The 20,970-nt window shown below is 52.9% G+C and carries 13 protein-coding genes (1 of these 13 only partly in view); 5 read left to right on the top strand and 8 right to left on the bottom strand.

Going from position 1 to position 20,970, the window contains the following annotated elements; all coding sequences use genetic code 11:
* Positions 1-28: 28 nt before the first annotated feature.
* The 3 genes from IAE55_RS04025 to IAE55_RS04015 all read right to left on the bottom strand — a co-directional run bounded on the left by IAE55_RS04025 (position 29) and on the right by IAE55_RS04015 (position 5,057).
* Positions 29-2,002 (bottom strand): ABC transporter substrate-binding protein, encoded by a 1,974-nt coding sequence (locus IAE55_RS04025; RefSeq protein ID WP_145164357.1) that lies wholly within the window; start codon positions 2,000-2,002, stop codon positions 29-31.
* 254 nt (positions 2,003-2,256) lie between these two features.
* Complete coding sequence (locus tag IAE55_RS04020) at positions 2,257-3,096, bottom strand: AraC family transcriptional regulator (RefSeq protein ID WP_145164355.1); 840 nt, start codon at positions 3,094-3,096, stop codon at positions 2,257-2,259.
* A gap of 173 nt (positions 3,097-3,269) precedes the next feature.
* Positions 3,270-5,057 (bottom strand): ABC transporter substrate-binding protein, encoded by a 1,788-nt coding sequence (locus tag IAE55_RS04015; RefSeq protein WP_145164353.1) that lies wholly within the window; start codon positions 5,055-5,057, stop codon positions 3,270-3,272.
* A 1,043-nt stretch (positions 5,058-6,100) separates the two neighbouring features.
* Here IAE55_RS04015 and IAE55_RS04010 point away from each other — a divergent pair.
* The 4 genes from IAE55_RS04010 to IAE55_RS03995 all read left to right on the top strand — a co-directional run bounded on the left by IAE55_RS04010 (position 6,101) and on the right by IAE55_RS03995 (position 11,246).
* On the top strand, positions 6,101-7,873 hold the full coding sequence (locus IAE55_RS04010; RefSeq protein WP_200630991.1) for a sensor histidine kinase: 1,773 nt from the start codon (positions 6,101-6,103) through the stop codon (positions 7,871-7,873).
* Positions 7,866-8,603, top strand: coding sequence for a LytR/AlgR family response regulator transcription factor (locus IAE55_RS04005; RefSeq protein ID WP_200630990.1), 738 nt, complete (start codon positions 7,866-7,868; stop codon positions 8,601-8,603). Before IAE55_RS04010 ends, IAE55_RS04005 begins: the two co-directional genes overlap by 8 nt.
* Positions 8,604-8,868: 265 nt before the next feature.
* A complete protein-coding gene (gene cstA / locus IAE55_RS04000) occupies positions 8,869-10,662 on the top strand; it encodes a carbon starvation CstA family protein (protein WP_200630988.1) in 1,794 nt (597 codons plus the stop codon).
* Positions 10,663-10,868: 206 nt separating this feature from the next.
* Entirely contained in the window at positions 10,869-11,246 is a 378-nt protein-coding gene (locus IAE55_RS03995) for a hypothetical protein (RefSeq protein WP_116230386.1), read from the top strand.
* Between the two features lie 74 nt (positions 11,247-11,320).
* On the opposite strand, the gene IAE55_RS03990 is transcribed toward IAE55_RS03995, so the two are convergent.
* On the bottom strand, positions 11,321-11,734 hold the full coding sequence (locus IAE55_RS03990) for a nuclear transport factor 2 family protein (protein WP_200630987.1): 414 nt from the start codon (positions 11,732-11,734) through the stop codon (positions 11,321-11,323).
* A 132-nt stretch (positions 11,735-11,866) separates the two neighbouring features.
* Between IAE55_RS03990 and IAE55_RS03985 the strand changes: the two genes are divergently transcribed.
* A complete protein-coding gene (locus tag IAE55_RS03985) occupies positions 11,867-12,466 on the top strand; it encodes a CGNR zinc finger domain-containing protein (protein WP_200630986.1) in 600 nt (199 codons plus the stop codon).
* 209 nt (positions 12,467-12,675) lie between these two features.
* Here IAE55_RS03985 and IAE55_RS03980 read toward each other — a convergent pair whose 3' ends face one another.
* From IAE55_RS03980 to IAE55_RS03965, 4 genes are all read right to left on the bottom strand, one after another.
* Positions 12,676-13,065, bottom strand: a complete 390-nt coding sequence (locus IAE55_RS03980) for a MerR family transcriptional regulator (RefSeq protein ID WP_105442876.1) — start codon at positions 13,063-13,065, stop codon at positions 12,676-12,678.
* A 316-nt stretch (positions 13,066-13,381) separates the two neighbouring features.
* Positions 13,382-14,338, bottom strand: a complete 957-nt coding sequence (locus IAE55_RS03975) for an acyltransferase domain-containing protein (protein WP_200630985.1) — start codon at positions 14,336-14,338, stop codon at positions 13,382-13,384.
* A 21-nt stretch (positions 14,339-14,359) separates the two neighbouring features.
* On the bottom strand, positions 14,360-14,971 hold the full coding sequence (locus IAE55_RS03970; protein WP_325168601.1) for an MBL fold metallo-hydrolase: 612 nt from the start codon (positions 14,969-14,971) through the stop codon (positions 14,360-14,362).
* A gap of 147 nt (positions 14,972-15,118) precedes the next feature.
* On the bottom strand, positions 15,119-20,970 hold the 3' end of the coding sequence (locus tag IAE55_RS03965) for an SDR family NAD(P)-dependent oxidoreductase (RefSeq protein ID WP_200630984.1). The gene runs 12,451 nt beyond the window's last position; 5,852 of the gene's 18,303 nt are visible here — the last part of the coding sequence; its start codon lies off the right edge, out of view; its stop codon occupies positions 15,119-15,121.

Here is a 20,970-nt window from a genome sequence, read left to right as displayed (position 1 = left end):
CCAAGTGTTTATCCGGCTTGTGCGGCCGTTATCTCGGCCAATACTCTTCCGGCATGTACGTTGAGTTGAAGCCGTGGTTCAGGTGGGTGATGGCCAGCTGCTCATCCGGATCGGTAGCGAGCGGCATATCCCGGTTGTATTGAATGATTTGGTCCATCATCGGGAAGTTCCCGGACATTGTTTTGGTATTCAGCCAGGCGCCTGTGGCGTTCTGGAAGAAGTTCACGCCCCAGCAGTTTTCGTTGGCGATCCAGGCCAGGTTGTCGATGATTTTGCGGCGCTCCTGTTCGTCCTGAACATAAGGGAACCGTTTCATCTCCTTGTCGATATCGTACACTTTCCCGTCAATGCCCTTCAGCTTCAGATCGAGTTTGCCAGTATCGACTTCGTTGCCGTCCGCGTCCTTCTTCTTCACGTTCGGGAAGCCGACCTTCGTTTTCGTTCCCTGCCAGAACAGCACCCGCATCGAGCTCCACGGATTCTGGAAGCCCCAGGACACGTCAACCCAGTCCATGGACATATCGTATTGTCCTTTGTCGGCGTTGGAGAAGTAGATGGTGCTGTCCACAGCCTTCAGCTTCGTCGGAATGCCGAATTTGGTGAACTGCTCCGCGGCGATCTGCGCCGAGTTCACGCCTGGTGCCCAGTTGTTCGGCGCTCCGATGATGAAGGAAGGCACCTTACCGTCAGGATCGCGCCATAAACCGTCGGATCCTTTGGTCCAGCCGATTTCCTTCAGCAGCTCGGCCGCCTTTTCCAGGTTCGTCGTATAATCGGTCATCTGATCAAGGACGGATTTGTCGACTTCTTTTTCGAGTGACGAAGGCATGATGCCCGTCATCGATATTTTCGGGTATTCTTGGCCGTAAAAGTTGCCGATTTCACGCAGCTTTTTCTTATCCAGCACATAGGTCAGCGCCTGCCGGAATTTGAGGTTGTCAAACGGCTTGTTGCGGATGTTGTACATCAGCCCCACGCTCGCCGGATCATACATCCGGTAGTGAACCAGATCTTTGTTCTGCTTCAGCAGCGATTCCAGGATGTCCTTCGGCGGGGTGCCGTCGTACCAGTCGAGCTTGCCTGCCTTGACAAGAGCGTATTGGGCCGAGAGCTCCGGCACGTTTTTGATCCAGATCTTGTCAAAATGGACCGCATCGGGTCTCCAGTAATCTTCAAACTTATCCAACAGCATATCGGTCGTCGTCACTTTTTCAAACTTATACGGTCCGGTGCCGACCGGAATTTTCGGGCCCGCACGGGTGAATTCATTCCAGTTCAGGGCGATTTTTTTGCTGAGCTCATCCGTAATATCCAAGTTGAACGGTCCGTCCTTGGATTTGTCTGTAAGCGGTTTCGCTTCTTTCAGCAAAGCGTCGGCCTTATCCACGTATTTCTTGTAGATGTGGTAAGGGATTTGGCCCTGGAGATCCTGGGCGAGGAGCAGCTTTCTGAGTTCGGGATACGGCGCAGGGTTCATCCAGTGAAAAACAACGGTGTAGTCATCAGGGGTTTCGATCGAAGTCAAATACTTCGTCACTTCGGCCCCGTTGTTCAGCCGGTAGTACGCCCATACATCTTTACTGGTAAAAGGGGCGCCGTCATGCCACTTTACGTTCTGATGCAGATGTACGGTCGTCGTTTGCTCGGTATCCTCGGAGGATTCCGCCAGCCGGTTGTACACATTGTTCATTGACCGGATAAAGAAGAAGAGGCCTTCAAACATGTAGCGGTTGTTCGTATCCCCGGTTCCTCCGGAGCCGAACGGGTTGCCTTGGTACAGCGGGGGCTTGGGCCATCCGCCCAAGACGTGGAAAATCTTGTCCTTGTTGTACTTGATCTGCGCATCCGGTACCGGCTGCTGCATATCTTTCACTTCTCCGGCGCTGAGCCGGTCCACCAGGCCGGGAGCTGAGGTGCCGCAGCCTGAGACGATCATTACGGCTCCGAGCACAATGCTTAAACAAAGGCCTGATAATCTTTTGCGTCCGCTCAAGAGGTTCATGCAGTTCCCCCCGTCTAGGTTATCTTCTCCAGAAGATTGGCTCCTGGAGTATTCCCTATTATAGCGAACGATTTCAGAATCAAGTTCATAAAAACGCTTACATACTCTCCCGAAAATGTATAGAATCGTTTCGTTTTCGACGGTCGAAAACTTTTATATTCATTCTTTACCAGATGCCGGCAAACGGATGGCACAGCCCCTGCTAACAGCAAAAAGGCCCTTTGTACAAGGACCTTCCCGAGTTATTCACAGCATTAACTTTCCCCGCTGCGCCTCCATTCCATCGGCGTCATGCCCACATGCTTGACGAACAAGTCATGAAAACGGCTGGACGAGCTGAAGCCGACTTCGGAGGCGATAAATTCAACGGGCTTGCGCGAGGTGTGCAGCAGCCGCTTGGCTTCGTCAATCCGCAAGGAGATAATGTACTGTTTAGGTGACATACCGATGCGGTCGGCAAACTTTTTGCGGAAAATGCTTTCCGACAAATAGTGGTTCGCCGCTAGATCCGACACCTTCAGCGATGTATGGTAATTCTGGTGAATTTCCTTCAGCGCGTCCTGAATCATTTGCTCTTCAGGATGCTCCGAGGAGGATTCAGCCGATTGGTCGCAGGTTCCCGTATGGTAAGCCAGCAGCAGCGTCTCCAGCGCGTTGCGCAGCAGATCATAGGAATATTCGGTCTTTTCTTCCCGCCTGCATTCTTCCTCAATTTGGCGCATGCCGGCTAACGCGCGCTCCGCGGCGCCAGGGGTCAAAGACGCTTTCAGGATCGGACCCGGACGCTGCGAAAACGCATGCGACAATAAGTACTGGCAGTAAGGCGGAAGGTTCTGATCATAGATATGCAGCGAATAGCCTTCCCAGGCTTTGACACAGACGTAGCTGTGCTTCAGATCCGGCGGAATGAACAGCAAATCCCCCGGATGTGCTTCAACGTTCTGTTCCCCAGCGGCATAATAACCCTCTCCCCTGATGAGGAGGGTAATTTCGGCGGATGGGTGGGAGTGGGATAGAAATAAACCCTCCTTCTGATCCTTGTCGCTCGGATTCGTATGAAAATACACGATGCTGTCCATAAATCCGATATCCATCAGTGATCCCTGTCCTTTTCATCTGTAATTGTAGAAACGGTAGCCTTACGATAACACATCCCTTATAGACTGTATGTCAGACGGAAGTATGGGGACAAATGGCCCCTGCCAGCCTTGAAAAAGGGTCCTCTTCATGCATTGACGCCTGTCCCTCTTTGCATGCTCCTGCAATCTCAGCGCTTGACCCACACATCCTTGTAGTTGATTTTACCCCAGGTATCCAGAGTAATGCCTCCCAGGGATTGATCATGTCCGACGATGTGGATGCTGTGGTACATAAATAACAGATGATGGTCTCTCTTTAACTGATCTTCAATCCGCCTCAGCAAAATCCTTCTTACCGTGTAATCCGGTTCCGCCATGACTTCGGAGAGCGCCCGGTCCACCCCATTCCTCGCGGCTTCGTCCAAGTGGTTGCGGATATATCCGTGATGGCAGCGGTACATTTCGATCAAAGACACGGACGGTTCGTTACCAAGTACCTCTCCGGCATAAATCATATCCGCTTGTTTCAGGACCACAGGATTCGTAAGCTCACGGATCGGCATCACATGGACTTCCACCTTCACCCCGATGTCTTCGCAGGCCCGACGGATCCATTCGCTATCCAGCTCGTTACTGGTCATTTCGTAAGTGTACAGGGTCAGCATTTCTCCACGGTAGGCGGATTCGGCCAGGCAGGTTCTCGCGAGCATCAATTCCCCGCCCCGCCCGTACGCCTCGTCATGGTCATACGGATTAAAGCCCGAGGAGGGCTGTTCTCTCCTTCCTCCCAGCTCCTTGACCATCTGTTCGCGGTTAATAGCTAAATGGATTGCCTCCCGAAGCTTCATGTCATGAAGTATTCCGTCCCTCGACAGATTAAAAGTCAGATAGGTACTGCCTTCTTCGAGCCGGGTCAGCAAAGTGCCCGTTTTCTTCTTACCTGTCGGTTCAAAATAGAGCACCTGCGTGTCACGTTCCTGAAGTCTGTCGGGCTTCAGATGCTCCAAATAGTTCGGCCAAACCCAAATCTCGATGCGGTCCATCATCGGCCGGCCCTGGAAATATCGCTCGTTCGCTTCGAGGATCATGCCGTTATCGCTGTTCTCCTTTATGACAAATGGGCCTGTACCTACCGGCATCCGCCGTATATCCCGGGTCGCCGCAATGCGGTCCAGATCCTTAGGGACGATGGAGAAGCGTTCCGAAGCTAGTAGATGCAGAAACAGGGCGTTAGGTTCGCTTAGGTGAAAACGTACGCTGGTATCGCTGAGGACCTCCACCCTTTCCACATTCGCCATGAACCAGTCCGGCGGATTCAGCTGCCCGAAGCGCTGGAACGTAAATTGAACATCTTCGGCTTTCATTACCTTCCCGTGATGAAACAGAACTCCTTTACGCAAATAAAAGGTCCATTCGGTGTACCCGTGATCCGATTCCCAGTAATGGGCGAGCCCCGGCTTGATCACATGACCGGTCGTGTCGAACTCCACCAGCGTGTTCAAAATCTGTCGAATCAGGTGGGTCTCTGTGCGGCGAATGACGAACAGCGGCTCGAGATCAGGCACCGGCCGGTAAAACGGGAAACGGAGAATGTCCTTATGGTCGGAAGCCTTCTGCGCACCAAACTGCCCGGCCAGCCAATCGGAAAATTGGGATTCGGCCAGGGGGTCCGTATGCGCATGCAGCAGCCCGAACGCCTCGCCGACATACCCTTTTAAAGCGAGTTCTTTGGCTTTGTCCAGTAGCAGCTCCTGTGCATCGGCAACCAGAACGAGCCGCGACGTATTGCCCCGGCCCAATCCGCTCTGCCAATCTATAAGCCCCAGTTCCTTCATTTTCTGCACGAGCAGCTGTGCATTTCGCCGGGTGCATTCCCATATGTCCTCCAGCTCCTGCATCGTCACCTGGATCGAGGAGCCTCGGGGCTCGGAAGCAAAGTGTTGATTCAGTTTATTGTAGTAATGGACAACGTCCATATGAATTCCCCTCCTTTGCTATGAAAAGGTGAAAAATATTCTTGTAGCTTTCACCTTTCCCTTCGCCTTTTTCAAAATTATAATTTGACTTGTATGAAACGTAAAGAGGAGGTATTGAAACATGTTTTCGGCAGAGCCCCGGCAAGGTCCGGGTGCCTACTATCTTACGGAACACTTCTTCCTTGATGCTTTCTTGTATCCGTCGCCATCCTAGCTCCGAAGAAATGTATGAACCGGCACTGCCCTTCTATGTATGATCTTACATAATCTTCGCTCGTCATGTCTATGTACGCGGAATTAATGTTCTCCCCCATACCATTCATTTCCCTGGAAACCGGTCATTCGCCGACCGTGGTTCATCGATACAACCGGGTTTCTGCTGATGACCTTCGAACGCTGGGCCGAGCTAAGCCGTTGGCCTGTTGCTGTGGACGCTGAGCATCTGGTGATCTACACAGCCAATGGTGCTTCCGGAATGATGGATACAAACATCATCTTGTATGCCAAAGATCACTTGGAGTTCTCACGATATTGTATTGGGATTCGTTCTCTCTGCAGCTGGAGCAGGCTGGATTCATGATGCCACTGGTTCACACACATTAACAAACGCCCCTAGTGTACAAATGTCTTGGACGACTTTAGGGGAATTCCGGTAAGCTTCAAACTTAAGCTAGCCTCATTTAGGTCAGACGGTGAAGTACGGTGAGATGTTGCGCTTGCTGGTTGCCCTGACTACTCCATATGCCGCCTAGGCTTCATGTTCTTCTTCGCTTAAGCGGTGGCAAATGAGATGATGAAGCCCTCCCTAATGAAGCTCTACCCAAACGGGAAATCCGCACTCCGAACGATCAAATTATTTCTTGGGTAATCGCAAAATGTTCATAGGTTCGACATCCGCTGATGTCCCTCTATGTCGTTCATGCCGTTAAATGATTGAGGTTATCTGTCGAAACAGCACCGATTGAAAACGCTGCAATTTCCGATTATACTAGCTCCGCGGGTAAATCAACGAACAACGAACGATTGCGGAGGATGATGCTGACATGTTCTATTTATTGCCTCTTATGCTGGAAAGGGTCGGCATCCTGATAATCGTCGCCTTTCTGCTGTCCAGGATGACGTCGTTCCGCCAGACGCTGCATCATGAGGATCGGCTTCCCGCGAAGCTGCTGCTGATCGTCATTTTCGGCGTGTTCGGCATGATCAGTAACTATACCGGTGTAGAAATTCATGGAGGTGCCATCGGCTCCGAAGTCTGGCAGGCCGGCGTGCAGGTTGACAGTGCACTGGCCAATACGCGGATTATGGGCGTGGCCATCGGCGGTTTGCTTGGCGGACCGCTGGTCGGACTTGGGGCCGGGCTGATCGCTGGTCTCCATCGGCTGACGCTTGGCGGATATACGGCTGCCGCCTGCTCTATATCTACCATACTCGCAGGTTTGGTCACCGGCTGGATCGGCAGGCGGTTCCGGAGGTCCGATCCCGGCGCGCCATGGCGTGCGGTTGCTATCGGAATCTTGATGGAATGCGTACAGATGGGGATTATTTTGCTGATAGCCCGCCCTTTCGACGCCGCAGTTCAATTGGTTTCGGTCATCGCCCTGCCGATGATCGTCATGAACGGATTCGGCACCCTGATGTTTATGCTGATCATTCAGTCTATCCTGCAGGAGGAGGAGCGGACTCGCGCCCTGCAGACCAACCAGGTGCTTCATATTGCCGACCGGACGCTGCCCTTTTTCCGTCAGGGCTTGAACCCGGCATCGTGCCGGGAAGCGGCAAGCGTCATTCTGGATGCCACCGATGCGGATGCGATCTCGATTACGGATCGGGAGCAGGTGCTCACGCATGTAGGTGCCGGCTCGGACCATCATGTCCCGCTCCACAGCCTTGCGACTCAGCTTACCCGGTCCGTTCTGGAACAGGGACGGATGTCTGTTGCGACATCGAAGGAAGACATTCAATGCTTCCATGATGGCTGCAGCCTGCAGGCTGCGATCGTGCTTCCGCTGCAGGTGCGGAGCGGCACTGTCGGGACGCTGAAGCTTTATTATACGAACCCGGACCGGCTGGACCGTGTGCAGCGGGAAATGGCGGAAGGCCTTGGCCGCTTGTTCTCCACGCAGCTTGAGTTGGCCGAGGCGGAGATGCAGAGCAGGCTGCTGAAGGATGCCGAAGTCAAAGCGCTCCAGGCGCAGGTGCATCCCCATTTTCTGTTTAACGCGATCAATACAATTTCAGCGCTGTGCCGGACCGATCCGGACAAAGCACGGGAGCTGCTCATTCAGCTCGGAGTCTTTTTCCGCAGCAACCTTCATGGCGCACGGCAGATCCTGATCCCGCTCAGCCAGGAGCTGAGGCATGTGGAAGCCTACTTGACGTTGGAGAAGGCACGCTTCCCTGATAAATTCGAGATGACATTCGATATCGAGCCGGAACTGGCGGATTTGGAGATACCGCCGTTTACGCTGCAGCCCTTGGTCGAAAATGCCGTGCGCCATGCCTTCCATGGACTCGGTCCTCACCATAAAGGGAGCGTATGTATTGCCGCGAGCCAGAAAGGCCATGAAGTCATAATTGTCACGGCAGATAACGGCAAAGGTATCCCGCCGGAGCTGCTGGACCGGATTGGTGAGCAGGCCGTTCATTCGGAAGACGGTACAGGCACGGCGCTGCATAATATCCGTAAGCGGATCACGGAGATCTACGGCAGCGAGGGCTCGTTCCATATCGAAAGCGATGCCCGTACCCCTGGAACCCGAGTCGTGATTACGCTGCCTTTGCATCTTGCACGTAGGAGGGAAATGCATGCTTAAAGGATTCATTGTTGACGATGAGCCGCTCGCCCGGGACGAACTGGCTTATCTGCTCGGGCGTACCAGACAGGTTCATATTGTCGGAGAGGCCGATTCGCTGGAGACGGCGCTGCAATCGATTGCGGAGATGGCGCCGGACGTCGTGTTTCTTGACATCCAGCTGGCGGAGGATAACGGCATGGAACTGGCCAAGCAGCTCTCAGTTCTGGAGCAGGTTCCAGATATCGTCTTTGCCACGGCTTACGATGAGTATGCGCTGCAGGCTTTTGAAGTCAATGCTCTGGACTATATTTTGAAGCCGTTCGAGGAAGAACGGGTGCGGAAAACCGTCGACAAAGTCATGAAGCTCCGCACCGCCCGAGAGAAAAGAGCAGCCCCTTCTCCTCCGCTGGGACCTGATCGTACAGGCAAGCTGGCGGTCAGCGCGGAAGAGCGGATACTGCTTATTGATATCGACAACATCGTCTATGTGGGTTCCGAGGACGGCAAGAGCGAGCTGGTCACGACAGGCGACCGTTACAAGCTGAACGAGCCGCTGGTCAATCTGGAGCGCCGGCTGGCCGGAACTTCCGTCGTCCGGGTGCACCGGTCGTACCTGGCGAACTTGAACGCGGTCACCGAAATTCAGCCGTGGTTCAACTCTGCCTGTATTCTCGTCATGAAAGACGAATCCAAGGTTCCCGTCAGCCGATCCTTCACCAAGGAACTGAAGCAGCAGCTCGGATTGTAGCTGAGAATCAACAATCTACCGTCTATCTGTGATCATTCCTTTACCGGTGGCAGATGGCCGGCAGTCCCTTTCCTGTCTGGCTTATCCTGTGGGGGCTCACCCGGAATACATCTGCCTGCCATTCACCGCCTTCTTTTGGCCGTTCATCCTTTCCTCCCGACTTTTCGGCCTGAAAACACCTTGAATCGGTTTTCATCAGGTATAGTACGGATAAAATCTCTTCACCCGTTACAAGCGGGGTGTGAATAAAGGAGGAACTCCAAAAATGAATGCGGTTACAATCGTCATAGCATCCATCTGCATTCTCATGATCGCCTACCGCCTATATGGGACGTTCATGGCCGCCAAGGTGCTGAAGCTCAGCAACAGCACGCCTACGCCGGCCCATGCCCTTGAGGACGGCAAGGACTACGTACCGACGAACAAATGGGTCACCTTCGGCCATCACTTCGCCGCGATTGCCGCCGCGGGGCCGCTGGTCGGGCCGATCCTGGCCGCCCAGTTCGGTTACTTGCCAGGCCTCTTGTGGCTGCTGATCGGAGCCGTCATCGGCGGTGCGGTTCATGACGCGGTCGTCCTGTACGCGTCCATGCGCAAGCAAGGCAAGTCGCTGTCCGAAGTTGCAAAGGAAGAGCTTGGACCGGTCGCCGGCTTTTGCACGGGGCTGGCCATGCTGTTCATCATCATTATTACGATGGCGGGCCTGTCCATGGTCGTGCTCCATGCCCTCGAAAACAATCCTTGGGGAACTTTCGCCGTCGGCATTACGATTCCGATCGCCATGGGCGTCGGCCTGTATTACAAAAAAACCGGCAAGCTGAAGACCGCGACCACCGCAGGATTTATTCTGCTTATGATCGGCGTATTTGCCGGTCCTTATATTCAGGAAACGGCCATCGCCCAATGGCTGACGCTGGATGCCAAGACGCTGGCCGTGATTTTGCCGATTTACGCTTTCTTTGCAGCGGCGCTGCCGGTATGGCTTCTGCTCGCTCCCCGGGACTATCTGAGCAGCTTTATGAAAATCGGTGTGTTTGTTGCCCTTATTGCCGGTGTGTTTGTCATTAACCCGGTGATCCGCTTCCCGGCTTTTACCGAATTTGCCGGAGGCGGGGGTCCTGTTATTGCAGGTCCTGTCTGGCCTTTCATTTCGATTACGATCGCCTGCGGTGCCATTTCCGGTTTTCATGCGTTCGTCGGCTCCGGCACGACGCCAAAAATGATCAACCAATGGACCGACATCAAGGTCATCGGCTTCGGAGCGATGCTCGTCGAGTGCGTGGTCGGCATCATGGCGCTGATCGCCGCTACAGCGCTGCATCCAGCCGACTATTTCGCCATCAATTCCGCCCCGGCCGTGTTCCAGACGCTTGGGATGCATGTGGAAAACCTTCCGCAGCTCAGCAAGGAAATCGGAATGGATCTGGAAGGCCGAACCGGTGGAGCGGTCACGCTTGCGGTCGGCATGTCGTATATTTTCACAAAAATTCCGTGGTTCAGCCATCTGGCACCGTTCTTTTTCCAGTTCGTCATCATGTTTGAGGCGGTGTTCATACTGACAGCGATCGATTCCGGGACTCGCGTCTCCCGTTATCTGATCCAGGACTTTTTCGGCGAGCTCTATAAGCCGCTGAAGCGGACCGATTGGCTGCCCGGCAATATTTTTGCGAGTGCACTCGCCTGCTTCATGTGGGGATACTTGCTCTTTTCCGGTGATATCAGCTCGGTTTGGGCCTTGTTCGGCGTCTCCAATCAGCTCATGGCTTCCATCGGCTTGATTATCGGAGCAACCGTTATTTTGAAAATCGCCGATAAGCCGATCTACGCTCTGACGTGCATCATTCCGCTTGCGTATCTATATGTCACGGTGAACTACGCAGGATATTGGATGGTACGTCATGTGTACTTGAATCCGCAAGCTTCGGGATATAACGTTCTCAATGGTGTGCTTTCGATCATTATGCTGATCTTGGGCGTTATTATTTTAATCACGGCCATCAAAAAATGGATGGAGCTGTTAAGCTCGCCGACGTTACACCAGGGATCGTTGATTCCATAATCCGTCTAAAATATTTTTCATCTGCATACCAACCTGCCGCAAGGTCCTCCACTAAAGGCCTGGCGGCTTTTTTCGAATCGTCCACTGACATGGCAAGCCAATAATTAGCATTTGCTTCCAATATCAAGGGGTGATAATATGTATAGCGGCCATTCTGAGGCTGCATGAAAACATGATCATACAGGAAGAAGGAAGTAATTAACTACATGAATAACTCGATCCGTTTATTTAAGGTGTCCGGCATTGTGCATAAGGATCAACTTGTCGTTTGCGTCAAGGAATGGAAGCTCCTGAAGGAAACCGGGCGTTATTACGAAATTAAATCAGAAGATGCCAACGTCAAGAGAGTGTATAAAGAAAAGCTCGGTGTGATCCAAGACGATACCAAGGCATACGCGAACGGGCTGATTTCGAACCACACCTTTTGTGCACATGAGGACATTGAAACCATGAAATCGCTCATTATCACAGAACTGGACTCCAAAATATCTTCCTACCTGCAAGACCTGCTGCTGAACAGAAAAGCACTGGAAAGCTCTGACGAAAACTCGATTTCACTTCATATTACTGAGCTGAATCGTTAACTTATAAATGACATGAATACTTATGCAAGGGCGTCCATCCACTCGGTTGGCGCCCTTGCTGCTTGTAACGAGAATTATCTGTACCTGCGGTCCGATTCCTGGATCGGATAATCGTTGCCGCTCATATCCCGTCTTCGCATCAGCCCTTCTTCATCAAACTCCCAATGCTCATTCCCATGCGTTCTCATCCACTGTCCCGTGTCAGCGTCCCGCCATTCATACTCGAAACGCACCGAAATGCGATTGTCCGTGTAACACCACAGCTCCTTCATGAGCTTGTAATCCAGTTCTTTCTCCCATTTTCGTTTCAAAAAATCCCGGATGGCCTCCCTTCCCTTAAAAAACTCGGTGCGATTCCTCCACTCCGAATCGGGAGAATAAGCCATCGCCACCAGATCCGGATTTTTTGTATTCCAGGCGTTCTCGGCAGCTTTTACCTTGGCAAGCGCCGACTCATGGTTAAACGGGGGTTTAATGATATTAGACATGGACTCCACCTCACGATATGAACTAACCGCAAAAAATAAGTTATTATGGTTAGTATGATATGTACTTTCCATTAACCTGTCAATCCATTATTATTAGGTTAGTTAAAAAGAATGTCAGTCGGAGGATATTTCATGACGTTAAATAATACAGGTTCGTTTCCACTGCTCTCTGGTCATCCTTCACTGGATTTGGTCAATACCGAGCTGGTTCGCAGAGGCATCCGCCATGATCTACTGATCCGTCCGGATGATCTAACCTCTTGGCTTGAAGCACTACATATGAAGGAAAGTCTGCCTAATCTGCCTTCACTTCAGCATGCATCATCGGAGATTACGAAAGAAGCGCTGAATAAAGTTAAAGAATTTCGGATTGTCGTCAGAGACATGTACGAGCGGCTGGCTGACGGCCAAGAGGTTACCCGCTCATGGATCCGCATCATGGAATGGTGCATTGCCAAGGCTCCATTGTCCTATCACTTCCTGGACGGAAGACTCGTTCCCGTTCCGCTGGGGTCTGACATCGATGCGATCCTGTCCCTGGTCGCCCTGGACGCGCTCCGGCTGCTGGAAGCTGGTGAATTAGCGTTTCTTCATCGGTGTTCCAATCCTGAATGCGTCCTGCTCTATGTTGACCGTTCGGGACGACGGAAATGGTGCTCCATGAAGATTTGCGGAAACCGGATCAAAGTGGCGCGAAACCAAGCCAAAAAAGACCACAATCAAGATATGTAATCACTAACACCACCACCAGCACAAACACCGATACGAACCAAACAAGCTTTTTTTGCATTACATTGAATCTCTACCGGGACACAATAAAGGTAATGGTTACGTAATATATATTATGTTAACCATTTATTGCGCGGATGACCAAGGCACACTTTCTTTCAAGATGTCCTGGCTCCACGAGTTTGGAATTACTTTAATCATTTTTTTCCTCGTTAAGATTGCATAAGCTTTTCGTAATAGTCCAATTTGGTCCGTGCCTCCGCGATCGTTTGGTCCAGCGCCTGCCGCTGCTCCTCCAACCGGTCCAATTGAGCCGCTAGAATAGACATCCGGCTTTGGATTAACTTCATCTCTTCATCGTCCAGAGCTTCCTTGTTTCTGAAACACTGCCCGTCGGCAATAAAATCCTTAATGTCTTCCAGCGACAAACCGCTCTGTTTTAAGCATTTGATCGATAAAATTTGGTGGACATTTGCATCGCTATAGCTCCTGACACCACCCGTTCCACGCGAAGCTGGTTGGATCAGTCCCATTTTTTCATAATAACGTAGTGTGTCCAGACTAAATCCAGTCATTGTGGAAGCTTCCCGAATGTTATACATAGAAAGTCACCGCCTTTCCCCCTTATTGTAAACGCTGGAGCTGACTCCAGGTCAAGGTCAGAGTTAGCCCTAGTGAATAAATTGGAGTGAATTGCAGGGAAATGAGAATATTATTAATGATATTAAATATAAATGTGATAAATAGAAAATTGTATCAGCCAATTTTGGTTAACATAATATATATTACGTTATCATTTACGTTTTCAATCCGGTTTGGTGCAGTTGTGTAAGCATCCATGCATGCTCTATTCACACTTATTCCCATAAAAAAATCCCATCCCCAGCTTGTGGGAATGGGATTAGATCAAGAATACCGCTACTCTTGCTGTATTCGGCGTATCGTCGTTTCCAACCGGTCCAAATCCTTTTGAAAAGGACTGAGCACGCTGTACACTCCTGAACCGGATAATGCTTTCCACAGATGCTTTGTGAAATTCGCGAGCGTTCCGGACGGCCCTAAATCTACGCAGATATGCTCCGAAGGGCTCAGCCGCTGGATCGCTTCCAGAAAACGGATCGGATGTCGAACGGCGTCCCAGACATAGTCTGAAGATAACGACGTGATGCCCATCCCATATAGACCGGAAATCAGTTTCACCTGCGGCCGGTTAAACTTGATCCCTTTCAAATAAGATTTATACGCCGTCTCCGCTGCGTCGATTGATGCGGAGTGAAAGCCGTAGCGCACAGGCAGCACCTGATGGGCAGTCCGGGTTTGCGTTAAGAATGCTTTGGCCTGCCGGATGCCTTCCGCTGTGCCGGATACGACGAAGTGGGAATGAAAATTCACGGCGGCCAGCTCGGTGTGCGCATGCAGCTCAACGGTTTGCTCGAACATCGCGGGATCGCTTACGATGGCGATCATGCCGCCCGGCTCGCAAGTCTGCTGGACCACGTCGGCTTGAGCGGCAACAAGCTCCAAAGCCGTTTCCCAATCGATAACGCCGGCAACGGCACAGGATGCAAACTCGCCTAAGCTCGTCCCCAGCACGATATCCGGATATACCCCGTTTTCTATCATCACCTGCGCCAATGCATATTCCACCATAAAGATGGCCGGATGACTGTAGGATAAATGATCCAGAGGTTCGCCCGTTTTACGGACGCTATCGTACAATTCCAAGGCGACAGACCTGCCCGCCGACTGATACAGCCACCGGTCCATCCGGTCCATCCATGCCCGGAATCCGGAATGCCGTTCGTAAAGTTCGATTCCCATCTGGTAATATTGGGAGCCTTGACCGGGAAACAAGAAAACGACGGGTTTTGCCATGATGTTGAAGTAACCTCCAGATTATTGAAAATGGTACGCTTGGCTTTGGTTTGGTCTCATACGGAAGTCGACAAAGTGCTTGCGGGACTCCAGCTGCACGTAAATGTTCCGGTCATACAAGTGGGAAAAGCTTGCACCGGGAGCTTCACCGAACGAATGGCCGGGAAAAACGCGCATGTCGGGTGTAACACTGGCTTTGATTTTTTGAATGCTGTCAAACATCTGGTCTGCTGAGCTCCCTCTAAATTGACATCCCCCGCACCCTTCAATGAAAAGCGTATCCCCAGTGAACACGCATTCCCGCAGAAAGTAGCACATGCTTCCCGAGGTGTGCCCTGGCGTCCAGATGCACGTCACCGTAGTTTCTCCAAAGCGCAGTCTCTCTCTATCATACACCTTTATCAAATTTTTGCATCTGAAGCCATAGTCCTCTACCTCTATCGCGGACATGTAGACGGCACAACCGTAAATTTCCGTTAACTCTGATGCTAGATGAACATGGTCTTGATGGGAATGCGTCAGCAGGATTCCTTGCACTTTCACTTGCAGCTCCTTCAGTTTACCTGTAATGATTTGGATGTCCCAAGCCGGATCAACCAGCATGCCTTGGCGTGTGCGGGAATCCACCACGATATACGTGTAATTAATAAAAGGCAGGGAAACGGTTCGCAGCGGATAAACATCATAGCTCAGTTGAGCTCCCCCCTCTCCTGTTCTTCAACGGAAGCGCAGGTCCCGGTCGAATGGCGGAGCATACAGCCTCACGACCGGGATGCGCGCTTAGCCGCTTATCGCGTTTGCCGTTCTTCTTTTAAAATCGTTCAGAAATGCCTCCGAAGCACCTTCCTTCGAATATAACCGGGCGCAGAACTCGTAGATCTTCTCATAAGACTGAGGTTCCGAGAGCAGCACCATATGATTGGAGGGATCAATGTCAATCATGTGAATGTTGGGGAACTGCCGCTCCCATTCTTCCCAATAAGCCGCTTGGTCCAATGGTGTTGTGTCTTCGTGAATGGAAAAGTACGGTTCGAGCTCTCCGAAAATCAAGCCTCGTTTGTTACGGAAATAATAGCAGGTGATCTCCGCTGCATTACTGAGCGGCTTCACCGAGAAACGGTCAAACTGGTATGCGTGCTGCATTTTGATATTTGCATCGATCATCGCGCGGATCTGCTGCTCCGTTTTGGTTAAACCCCGCCCGTAACCTAGCTGTATAAGCTGCCGCAGGAGCCCTTCTTCGTCCGAGGCAAGCTCCAGCTCGTCCCTGTGGATGAGGGCTTCGGCAAAAGTGTCCGGACGCTGAAATTGGTTTGAAGCCAAGGCGAGATTGACCGCCTGCAGCACCGCTGTCGGCCTGGAAATCTCCCCTTGCTGAAAAGCTTCGCCATACGGGGAATCGAGCATGACAATGGTATTTACCTTGTGCTCCAGCTCTTGAAGCTGTCTCGCAACTTCGTAGGCCAACACGCCGCCAAGGGAGTAGCCGCCCAGATCGTACGGCCCCTCGGGTTGCACGGAGAGAATCATATGCACATAATAGGCTGCCATAGCGGCCACCCCCTGAAGCGGCGCCCGCTCAGACATCCATCCTCTTGCCTGAATGCCATAGAATGGTCGATCGCTCTGGCGTGATAGATCCTGGTACATCTCTACGCCGCCAAGGCCGCCGTGAAACCAGAAAACCGGCCGCAGCGTCCGGAAACCTGAGTTCAGCAAAATCAGCTCCGGAAAGGCTGGCCATGTCCTGACTTCGCGTATAACCCGCTGTTCGCCATCAATGGGATTGTCCCGCTGTGTTTGGACAACGGATGGCGGGACAATCCGAATCAAATCTTTAAGAGTATGGCATTCCTGAAGGCTCGATAAGTCGATTCCCGGATCGATGTGCTGCTGCAGCCGCTGCAGCAGCTGCATGAACAGAATCGAATCGAGTCCATATTGATCCAGCGGAAGGTCGGGATTCATTTCTTCAGGATCCATCCCAAGCAGGGCGCTTACGACTCCAGTGATTCGTTTGCCTGCCTGTATGGCGGCAGCGGCTGCCTCCGTCTCCTCCCAGGCCAGGTTGTTCATCTTGGCTGTACCCTCCGCGTCCCGGCGGCTCATCGGGACTTCGCGCCAGCACCTTCTGGTTTCAAATGGATAAGTTGGCAGCGGGATTCGGCATTGTTTGCTTCCTTGATACAGCTGCTCCCATGGCACCCTGACGCCCTGTACCCAATAAGCCGCAAGCTTCTGAATATTTTCAGCTGCTATCCATTCGGCTACATCCTGCTCCGAAACATCCTTTGGCGGGCTTTCTGCGCTGCCGACGGCAATAGAAACCGCACAAGATACTGTTGATCCGGTTATTTTGCCATCCTGCAAAAATGCACTTAATCCGGCAAGCAGTTCCTCACGGGTGCCGGCGATCAGGGCGAGGCGCGAATGCATGGCTTCTCTGCCAAGCTGAAGCGTAAACGCCATGTCCGCGAGCGGCAGACGCTCCATGCCCTCGACATACTCAAGCATCTGACGGGCATAGGCTTTCAAGCGGTCCCCATTTCGCGCAGACAAAGCAAATAGGTGCTTCCTGTTTGATGGATGTTCCTGTGCCGCCTTCGTATGTTGAGAGGTGTACTCCTCCAGAAGGATATGTCCGTTCACCCCTCCGATCCCGAAACTGTTCAACGCGGCCCTCCGTGGAAGCTCCCGCCCTTCCGCATCCGTCAATGCGGACCAAGTCAAGTGCTCCGAGGTCAGCCGCAGCGGAGTGCCATTCAAGGAAATTTGGCCGCTCGGCTCCGTAAAACCGTGTATTCCAGGTATCACCTTATGCCGGAAAGCGCAGAGCACTTTGATGAGAGACGCCATTCCTGAAGCGACCTCGCAGTGTCCGATTAGCGGCTTAAGCGAACCGATATAGCACGGATCATTCCACGGTTTGGGGGAGATTTCCTCCGCCATCTCAAGATAGCCTGTTTTGAGGGAATGGATTTCGACTCCGTCTGCTATTGGAGACGCAATCCCATGCGCTTCGATGTACGAAACAGTCCTCGGATCGATACCGGACTGGCGGAAAGCTTGCTTCATTGCCGTCTTCATCCCTTGGGCATTGGGCGATGTTAGAGACATGCCTTTGCCGCCATGAGATATGCCGGTCCCTCGAATAACGGCGTAAATTTCGTGCCGGTCCGCTATGGCACGGGACAGAGGTTTCAGCATGACGGCACCGACCCCTTCGCTGCGGACGAATCCGCTCGCATCCGGCTGAAACGATGATGCCCGTCCCTCGGGGCTTAAATATCCCATCGATTCAAATCCGACGAAAGGATCGGGTGAAATCAACAGATTCACGGCGCCCACAATCGCCTGATCGCATTCCCCGCCCTGAATGGAACGGACGGCACGATGGAGGGCCACCAGCGTGGACGAACATGCGGTTTCATAATATTCGCTTGGTCCGTGCAGATTCAGCGCATAGGAAATCCGGTTCGGAATCAGCGAAGGAACGACGCCGGTCATGGCTTGCGGATTTCCTTGTTCGATGCCCGTCATGCTCATATAGTCCCCTGGACCGGCGGCAACAAAGACACCTGTACTATGATCGGATAGCCGCTGCACTGCGATGCCCGCATCTTCCACAGCCCTCCAGGCTTCCATCAGCAACAGCCTTTGCTGTGGGTCCATCAGTTCCGCTTCCCTTGGCGAAATACTGAAAAACAAGGGATCAAAATCTTTGACCCCATCGATGAAGCCTCCCCATTTCAGGCTGGTTACCGTTCCTTCCGCCGCGGATTCGCCAGCGTAATCCCGCCAGTCCCATCGATCCGAAGGAATCTCGGTGATGGCGCTATTTCCGTCTATAATATTTCTCCAAAATTCATGGATGTTCTTTGCACCCGGGAAGACACCGCTGACACCGACAATCGCAACCGGCTCGGGCTCGGGGATCGTCATCACAACAGGGGTTTCCGGAGGCACGGTTAAATCGTCATGTCCTGAATCTGTTACCGATTTTCCGCTCAACGGAGCACGGGATCGCCTGGGATATCCGCCCCTTGGCTGCATAACAGGGATCGTGTGCTCTGCCGCATTCGGCAGTGCGTCCTCTGAATCCTCGTCATCAGCAAAACGGACGTTTGAAGATACATGAGCTGCAGCTTGGCTGGTTTCCGGAGCGGCACGATCCGAAAATGCATCGGCATGACGGTCCAGCAAGTATTCTGCAAAGCTGCCCAGCGTCGTGTACTCAAAGAACAGCGTTGGCGTAAGCTCCAACGGGTACTTTTCATTCAGCAGATTGGCCAATTGGGTCAATGAAATGGAATCGAATCCGTAATCGCTGAACTCGGAATCGGCGTCGATATCTTCCTCTTTGACTTTGAGGAGATGGGAGACACTTTTCCGCAGCACGGTGTAAATCTGTTCCAACGTATCAGCACCTGTTTCCCTGGATGGCATATCGGCATCCTGTACTTGTACTGCTGAAGGCAACGGATTCGATGGCAGCATTCTGGCACGGATTTTTGAACCGAGCCCGGCCATGGCTACAACCTGATCCGCTCCCGCAGCCAGCCCCTGATATAGGGCACGGATTCCATCCCCGGTTTCCATCGGCCAGGTGCCCAATGTTTGGCGCATGATTTTTACGACGTCCTCATCCACGGACATGCCGCCTTCCTTCCACAGCGGCCAATTGACCGACAGCATGCGTCCATGCCGCTGTCCCGCTTGGGCCAAATGGTTTCTGTAGGCGGCATAGGCATCCATAAAAGCGTTGGCTGCCGAGTAATCGGCTTGCCCCGGATTGCCCGTGGCTCCGGCCACGGAGGAGAACGCAATCAGAACGTCCAGCGGCTGCTCGCGGCTAGCTTCGTCCAAGTTCACAAGACCTGCGACTTTTGCTGACAGCACGCCCAGCAGCTCGTCGACCTCTTTGTTGACGATTAAATTATCACGGATGATGCCTGCCGCATGAATGATCCCGTTAATCGTTCCATGCCGTTCCGCTGCCCACCGGAGCAGGTCCGCCGTTTGCTCATGGTCTGCCACGTCCGCCTGTTTGTATATCACTTGGGCTCCGGCGTCGCTTAAATCGCGCATCGCTCGCTCCACAGCAGCGGATTGCGGCGAACGGCCGGTGAGGATCAAAGTCGGCGATTGAACCTGACTTGCGATTTCCCGGGCAAACATCAATCCCAAGGCGCCTGTGCCGCCGGTGATCAAGTATACGCCACGATCTTTCCATGGCAGCGCTAGCATGTCCGATTTGCCTGCAAGCTCGCTCCATCCTGCTGTCCAGCGTTTGCCGTCCGCATAGCGGATCCGGGAATCGCCCGGACATTTCGCACACTCGTCCAATCGGTTGATAAGGCCGGAATCGATGCGATCAAGCTCAATTACTTGGCCCACCAGCTTGGAGCTCTCCGACTGCGCGGCTTTCAATAGACCGCCAAGTCCTGCGAGATACCGGTGCTCCTCGCGGGTCGGCATCACCACCTGGACGAGAACCCGATCCTTCGGTTTCTGCCGTAAAACGCTCCGGATCTCGGTGAACACGGCTTCCACATATGAAGCATAACGCTCCGCCATGTTTCCGGTCGCCATGTTTAGTGCGACAAACCGGGTAGGTAATGCCGACTCTTTGGAGTTTATACGGATAGCGGAGGCTTCTTCCAAATCGCACAGGAACACGAAGCGGCTGGCATAGGACGGAATCCCTTCGTACAGTGGCGCTGGACTCTCCGAATAAATGGGCTCAAACAACAGCACGCCGGCATCGTCTTCCGGTCCTTTAACGGCCGAGGCCGCCTCCAGCATCCTGGTGGAAAATCCTTTCATGCGCACCATGACCGTTCCGATCTCATCGCATACATCAATATCCACCCGTTGAACCGGGCTGTTAGGCTTGTGGTCTTCGCTAAATCGGATCACCGCCCACACCGCTTCGGGGCAGCGGCCATAGACTTCCAGTTCTTGCAGCGCGAACGGAAGACCGGGTTTTGTCTCTCCTTCCGCCTTCCGGTCCGGCCCCATCACGAAGCCGAGGGTCGCCTGAAGCACGGAATCGAGCAGGCTTGGATGAAGCAGGAAATCCGCTTCCGTTCCCGCCAGTGCGTCAGGAAGCGCGATTTCTGCCACGACCTGCCCGTCTCCCGTCCATATCCCCCGAATTCCTTGATGTGCCGGACCGTATTGAATCCCCATGCTGCCGTAAAGCGCATAAAGCTCTTCGGGAGGGATCGGATCGGGACGGCAGCGGGACCGGGCCTTCTGTAAGTCGATCACCGGACGCTCACCACAGCTGCCGACGGTCGCAGAACCCTGACTGTGCAGGGTCACTTCCGCCTGCTCATCCGCTTGATGTTGGACGGTATAAACTTCGTAGGCAATCTCGCCGTGTTCATCTTGGAGCAGATCCACATGGACTTCCACTGGCGTTCCCTCTATCGCGATCGGCCGGGCCCACACCACGTTTTTCAACCGGATATCGGGATGTCTGTGCTGAAGGCCGGATTCCGGCATCGCTAGTGTCACGGCTTGAATTGCCATCTCCAGATAAGCGACGCCAGGAAGGACTGGTTTTCCCTTTACCACATGATCCGCCAGGAAGAATTCCGTCCCATCGAACGTGGAACTGAATCGGA

The organism is Paenibacillus sp. S28 (assembly GCF_016624415.1).
GTDB lineage: Bacteria > Bacillota > Bacilli > Paenibacillales > Paenibacillaceae > Paenibacillus_AQ > Paenibacillus_AQ favisporus.
This window is presented reverse-complemented; position numbering and strand designations above follow the sequence as displayed.

Excerpts from the sequence above, each read along its gene's own strand:
- IAE55_RS04025 (WP_145164357.1), bottom strand. The coding sequence starts at position 2,002 with ATGAACCTCTTGAGCGGACGCAAAAGATTATCAGGCCTTTGTTTAAGC.
- IAE55_RS04020 (WP_145164355.1), bottom strand. The coding sequence starts at position 3,096 with ATGGATATCGGATTTATGGACAGCATCGTGTATTTTCATACGAATCCG.
- IAE55_RS04015 (WP_145164353.1), bottom strand. The coding sequence starts at position 5,057 with ATGGACGTTGTCCATTACTACAATAAACTGAATCAACACTTTGCTTCC.
- IAE55_RS04010 (WP_200630991.1), top strand. The coding sequence starts at position 6,101 with ATGTTCTATTTATTGCCTCTTATGCTGGAAAGGGTCGGCATCCTGATA.
- IAE55_RS04005 (WP_200630990.1), top strand. The coding sequence starts at position 7,866 with ATGCTTAAAGGATTCATTGTTGACGATGAGCCGCTCGCCCGGGACGAA.
- cstA (WP_200630988.1), top strand. The coding sequence starts at position 8,869 with ATGAATGCGGTTACAATCGTCATAGCATCCATCTGCATTCTCATGATC.
- IAE55_RS03995 (WP_116230386.1), top strand. The coding sequence starts at position 10,869 with ATGAATAACTCGATCCGTTTATTTAAGGTGTCCGGCATTGTGCATAAG.
- IAE55_RS03990 (WP_200630987.1), bottom strand. The coding sequence starts at position 11,734 with ATGTCTAATATCATTAAACCCCCGTTTAACCATGAGTCGGCGCTTGCC.
- IAE55_RS03985 (WP_200630986.1), top strand. The coding sequence starts at position 11,867 with ATGACGTTAAATAATACAGGTTCGTTTCCACTGCTCTCTGGTCATCCT.
- IAE55_RS03980 (WP_105442876.1), bottom strand. The coding sequence starts at position 13,065 with ATGTATAACATTCGGGAAGCTTCCACAATGACTGGATTTAGTCTGGAC.
- IAE55_RS03975 (WP_200630985.1), bottom strand. The coding sequence starts at position 14,338 with ATGGCAAAACCCGTCGTTTTCTTGTTTCCCGGTCAAGGCTCCCAATAT.